The sequence below is a fragment of the Arsukibacterium sp. genome (assembly GCF_033722355.1).
GTDB lineage: Bacteria > Pseudomonadota > Gammaproteobacteria > Enterobacterales > Alteromonadaceae > Alishewanella.
The window spans coordinates 1-5481 of the sequence record NZ_JAWVZF010000178.1 but is presented as its reverse complement, the minus strand read 5'-3'; the positions used below and the strand labels follow the sequence as shown (position 1 = coordinate 5481).

Genomic DNA, 5481 nt, shown 5'->3' with positions numbered 1-5481 from the left:
GTATTACTGGAGCAGGGAAAGCCCGCCGAGGCAAAGGCAAAGTTTGAACAATCGCTGGCAGTGCGGCCCGGCCATGCAGAAGTGCAGCTTAATTTGGTTCAGGCTTTGATCAGAAATGGCGAGCAAGAGCCAGCCCGTAAGGTGCTGGCAGCTGTTCAAACTGACAATATTAAATACCTTGACCGGGCCAAGGCACTGCAGCAACAGCTGCAACAGTAAACAAAGCGACAAACACAGTGTCAGCTTTCCTGACACTAATTGGTAAAAAGCCGGGCGCCCCCGGCTTTTTTGTCAATTATTTTTACATCTCAAACTCACACCTTGTCGCAATAGATTTATTTTAATACAAATCAAATACTTAACCCACTCCTAATTATGGTATATTAAATGCATAAATATTATGAGTTGCGAATTATCGTAGTAACTACAAGGAATGAAGTATGAAAAAGTTAACCAGTATTTTAGGCGCATCAGTATTTGCATTATCTACTTTTGCCGCATCAGCAACACCCATTAATATTAATGGCGTAATCTGGGACCCTGCTGATCCATTGGGTTTTGCTGCGGATACCAATTATTTTACGCAAAGCATTATCAGCAACCCTGGCGATACCTTATCAGGCTGGGGACGTATTGGTTCTATCAATGGTAATAACGAGTCAGTTTTTTGCCCGGGATGCGAGTTAACTTTTGAGTTTGGAGGCTTCACTGCAACTTCTATTGTTGCCGGAACGCCAACCAATACCGGTTTTTTTGCACCTGAATCGTCCACTGGTTGGGTGATTGATGTCGCTTTTGAATTTTCTGGCGGTTTTGCCAATTTATGGGTAGATAATACCCCTGATTTTGCAACCAATAATTCTGCCACTGCAACTGATGGAAACTTATGGTTATCACTGGTTCCAAATTTGGGATTTGGCTCAAGTTTGATTGCCAATGCCACTATCGCCTTCAACCCGGTAACTAATTCAATCATTTTCAATGAAATAATTCTGGGGATGGGTAGTACGTTTCTGGATGCAACAGGCGGTGCAGCTTTTGGTAACTTTAATCTAGACTCACAACGTTATGGTGCGGATGCCAAAGTTACTTCTCAGTTTGGTTCTTTCATCAGACCGGATAACGTGATTTTGAACGCAGTAACGGTTCCTGAACCGGTTTCACTGGCTATTTTAGGTTTAGGCTTGCTGGGAATGGGCGCACTATCACGTCGTCGCAAAGCGTAAGTATTTACTTCTGATAAAAAAACCTCCGCAAGGAGGTTTTTTTATGGCGGTTAATCAGGCGCAGGACTTTTTAATAACCGGGCTGATACCGGCCGGGACTGATAATATTGTCCGGATCCAGTGCCTGTTTAATTTTGCCACTTATTTGCCAGAACGGCTGCTTGGCGTCCAGTAAAGCGGCCTGCTGTGCCAGATTAAGCCGGTATGGTACCCAGCCCTGTTTTAAGCCTTCACTGACCAGCTCATCTAGGCAGGCCCTGGCCTGGGCGACAGCATCGGGATCTGCCAGATTAAATACAATCGGAATAGTGCTGTCTACGGTGTCGTGCTTTAAACTGGTAAAGGTGATCATCGGCTCAATTCCATATCTGGGGCAAATTGCTCTGACATGGCCGATAAAACGGCGCATAGCCTCGCCTCTCATCGGCACCAGCGGGGCATACCACAATAAGCCGCAACCGTCCGCTGCCGGGTTCAGCATCCGATTTTTTGCTGGTTCAGTCTGCGCATTGCGCCAGTAAGCCAAGGGTAAAGCAACCTGGTTGGGATAGCCCCGCATTATTTCAATGCCGCCATCAAGTGAGCTCAGCATCTTACGCTGTTTACTCAGCATGCCAGAGGGCAGAAGTTGCAATAGCTTTCTGCCAATATTAATTAATAAACTGTCTGAAAAAATTATCTTACTGCAGTGTCCTGCGCTAAAGCGTTTAACTTCAGTCCGCGCGGCTTTTACTACTGACTTCTGACCATATAAGGTACCCGCAATCGTCCAGGCTGGAATATCATAATCTTTGGCAAGTCGGGTAACCTGCTGAACACTCATCACCTGATGAGCGGCCGGGCCGTTTGGATTAGGCGCCATCATTGCGATCACACGACGTTGGTCCATGATATTGACTGAACCGACGATGCCTTCCAGCTTCTGCAAGATAGTGAAGACGATTTGCTGCGCCTGCTCAAACTGGTGCTCATTGGCAAACTGTAAATAAAACGCACTGAATGCCTCAGGTTCCGCTTTAAGTCTGAGACTTATCTCGCTGATTACCGCCAGATTGCTTTGGGTCCATAAGCCATCAAGATAGGGCCCGAGGCCATATTTATAAGTCTTATCAATAAAATCATCTTTACTGTAATCAAGCTCTGCAACAGCTGAGCGAAAATAAGTACCATCTGCCAGATACCCTCTGATGCTGTTAACGGCAGCAAAGTGATCGGTATAGGGGGTAATACCATATCCCCGCTCCAATGCATTACCCAAAATACTGCAGGAAGGCCCTGCCCCCGTTACCGGTACCATAAATTTCAGCTGATGGCGATTGAGGTATTGCCGCAGATCCTGCTGCGTCACACCGGGTTCAACGGTAAACAGCCCCAGTTTTTGATCATCGCAGGTAATGCGATTTAACCGGGACAGATCAAGAATCACCGCATGCTGGTCATTCGCTCTGGCAGAGGAATAGCCCCAATTTTTGCCGGTGCTGATAGGATGAACAGAAAACGGTAATTGGGTATTTTTATAATCCGAAGCCAGTTGCAGCACTGTCAGAATATCCTGCTGCTGACCGATACTCACAACTAGCCGGGTATTTTCAAAATGACCTTCACAACTCTGCTGATAAGGAGCCAGCTCTGCATCAGATGTAAGCACCCGGCTTGCTGTACTCAGTTTATCTTTAAGTAACCCAGCCAGCGCAACAGCTTGATTTGCTGCCATCCTGTTCAATAGCTTACCCTCAGTTTTCCGCTGAAGTTAATACCAAAACGATTATCACCATCTCCTCTGTCCTGCTCAAATAAGTCACGCTCAATTGACTGCAGCAGCCGGGTAAATCCGGCAGAGATACTGGTTCTGAACATATCAGAATTAATATAATAAGCGGCCCGTTGACCGTGATATTCAATGGGGTTACCAAGCTGCTTAAAGTTAATGCCAATAAAGCTTAAACTGCGGGCCAGTCGGGGCTCCATCATGACATAGCCATGAAAACGATTCGAATGAAACCCCATAGCTGCCGCTGACATATACAAACATATTGCAATGTAAGGGAAGCAACGTAACTCACTTTCTGAGTATTCCTTTTCATTAAAAGCACCGGTTGCCGCGCCTTTAAATTTATCGATTGCCCGTTTACGGAAATTCTCAGGTACCGCGAGCCGTGAAATTTCGCAGATGGTTTCCCGCGGAAAATTCCAGGGAGCAAAGTCTTTATCATCGATTGCATGCGAGCAAAATTTTTCGATGGGTAACAGCTCGTCATCTTTAGCAGAGGTGATTAAGCGGACTGTGCCGGCCAGCGCATTTGAATTCAGATGTCTGATAAAACAGTGAATGGAGCGTTCATCAAACTCATCGAACTCTTCATAACCCTCTTTGATATCTTCAAAGTGCAGTTCTTCACAGTAAACCTGATGCCTTAAGCGGTATACTTCGTGCCTGAGTGCTTCGGTATTCGCTATCTGAGGTCGCAAAAATTTAGAAAAATGTTCTGATATCGTTTTTGCATCGTTGCTGGCAAGCCCAGCCATGGCTTTTTTTACCATACCACCAATAATGGGTTTATCTGCCAGAGATTTAAGCCGTCTCATAGACCCCTCTTATAGCTGTTTGCCATATCCATATCTTCACACATTTCCTGAACTGATTTACTGATAATAATTAGCGGACCAGACTGCAAATAACGAAGCTAACAAAAAGCCAATTATTGTATGGCAGCCTTCGTCTAGTGTAGATGATTTTGTCAAAATCATTAGCATAAACACCAATAATGTTGGTTAGTCAGATTAGCACTTTACCGCATGCCGGCCGGATTATTAATGGTTACCTGAATAACTGGGCCAGTTTCACCGGCATAATGTCAGTAGCGGTCTGATAGCCGATATCATACAACCATTGTTTCTGCGCCAGCGTCATATCAAAATTAACCGAAGATAATTGTCCGGTGTTAACAACAATCGTATTATGCCAGTACTCAGCATGCACATATTCACGCGAGATTGCATTCATAAAAGTCTGAATAAGCATATAGAGATAAGAGAGTACCGGAAAAAACCGACTGGTAACTACAGGCTTGCTGTCAGCCTCACTTCTCAGACGAAAACAAACCAGGGGCACCCCCTGCCCTGACCAGTCCCGGTGCAATGCATCCTCTGATAAAATAACGCCATCAGTCATCACGTGGTGTTTAAAACGTTTAAACGCGAAAAACAACGGAATTGACATTGAAAACCGGATAGCCTGCGACACTTTAAGTTCAGGTGTCAGTTCACGATTAAAAATGACCGGACCACCACCCTGAATATCCGTAGCCAGCACGTGTAAATCTGTCGGCAAATCTGCAAAACATTTCCCCTGAAGTAACTGGTCAAGCCAGGTTTCAAAAGCATTGCCATCACTTAACCCACCTAAACGAACCAGTTTTGCCAGTGACATGCCACGAAACTGGCGAAAGTCAGTCGTCATTGCCAACTGATGCATTTCAGTTAAACTCCAGCCCGCAGCATACAAGGCTGCAACAATACTGCCACCCGATACCCCAACCAGATGTCTGAACGTTAGTCCCTGTTCCTGAATTGCTTTTAGAATGCCGATATAACAAGCTAAACGAGTGCCACCTCCAGATAATATCGGCACAATTTCCTTTGGCATCTGTTTCCCTAAGCAGCAAAATTTAATTCTCTGCCACAGTATGGGCCAATATTACTAAGTTTCCAGCACCGGATAGAGCAATTTGTAAACATATACGCTAGTATGACAACGTTCACTAAGGAAAGGGAAAGTACGATTGCTATGGTTAAGCCTATTTATCTTTTATGTATCGTCTTATTATTCTGTTTTCCAGCCCAAACAACTGAACTTACTGAAACGCTGAAAAAAATTAAACCTTCTGTTGTCGCAATTGGTATTGCAAACCCAACCGCCTCACCGCGAATAAGGCTGATTGGCAGTGGCTTTGTGGTAAAACCGGGAAACCGGATAGTCACCAATTATCATGTAATTGCCAACCCACTTGATGACAGTAAACTTGAGCAATACGTCGTTTTGTCAGGTCAGGGTACGGTGTTTAAAGTGCATCCGGTGCAAAAACAAAAAGTTGCGCCTGAAGTTGATTTAGCTTTGTTAACGATTGCAGAGCCGTTACCGGCATTAAAGGTAAGCAATGCACCATTAACTGCCGAGGGCTCGGCTATCGCCTTTACCGGCTATCCTATTACCCAGGTTCTGGGTTTATACCCGGCCACTCACAGCGGCATTATC

General features: G+C 45.1%; 6 protein-coding genes. 3 read left to right on the top strand and 3 right to left on the bottom strand.

The window, feature by feature from the left end; translation table 11 throughout:
• On the top strand, positions 1-219 hold a 219-nt coding region (locus R3177_RS12920), incomplete at its 5' end, for a tetratricopeptide repeat protein (protein ID WP_318971443.1).
• A 221-nt stretch (positions 220-440) separates the two neighbouring features.
• Entirely contained in the window at positions 441-1226 is a 786-nt protein-coding gene (locus R3177_RS12915) for a PEP-CTERM sorting domain-containing protein (protein WP_318971442.1), read from the top strand.
• A gap of 70 nt (positions 1227-1296) precedes the next feature.
• On the opposite strand, the gene R3177_RS12910 is transcribed toward R3177_RS12915, so the two are convergent.
• From R3177_RS12910 to R3177_RS12900, 3 genes are all read right to left on the bottom strand, one after another.
• On the bottom strand, positions 1297-2940 hold the full coding sequence (locus tag R3177_RS12910) for an FAD-binding oxidoreductase (protein WP_318971441.1): 1644 nt from the start codon (positions 2938-2940) through the stop codon (positions 1297-1299).
• Between the two features lie 5 nt (positions 2941-2945).
• Positions 2946-3812: a PEP-CTERM/exosortase system-associated acyltransferase gene (locus R3177_RS12905; protein ID WP_318971440.1), complete on the bottom strand. Its 867-nt coding sequence runs from the start codon at positions 3810-3812 to the stop codon at positions 2946-2948.
• 232 nt (positions 3813-4044) lie between these two features.
• Positions 4045-4872: a patatin-like phospholipase family protein gene (locus R3177_RS12900; protein WP_318971439.1), complete on the bottom strand. Its 828-nt coding sequence runs from the start codon at positions 4870-4872 to the stop codon at positions 4045-4047.
• A gap of 141 nt (positions 4873-5013) precedes the next feature.
• Between R3177_RS12900 and R3177_RS12895 the strand changes: the two genes are divergently transcribed.
• A partial coding sequence (locus R3177_RS12895; protein ID WP_318971438.1) for a serine protease occupies positions 5014-5481 on the top strand: 468 nt, incomplete at its 3' end.

Coding starts and splice junctions, on each gene's coding strand:
- R3177_RS12915 (WP_318971442.1), top strand. CDS start 441: ATGAAAAAGTTAACCAGTATTTTAGGCGCATCAGTATTTGCATTATCT.
- R3177_RS12910 (WP_318971441.1), bottom strand. CDS start 2,940: ATGGCAGCAAATCAAGCTGTTGCGCTGGCTGGGTTACTTAAAGATAAA.
- R3177_RS12905 (WP_318971440.1), bottom strand. CDS start 3,812: ATGAGACGGCTTAAATCTCTGGCAGATAAACCCATTATTGGTGGTATG.
- R3177_RS12900 (WP_318971439.1), bottom strand. CDS start 4,872: ATGCCAAAGGAAATTGTGCCGATATTATCTGGAGGTGGCACTCGTTTA.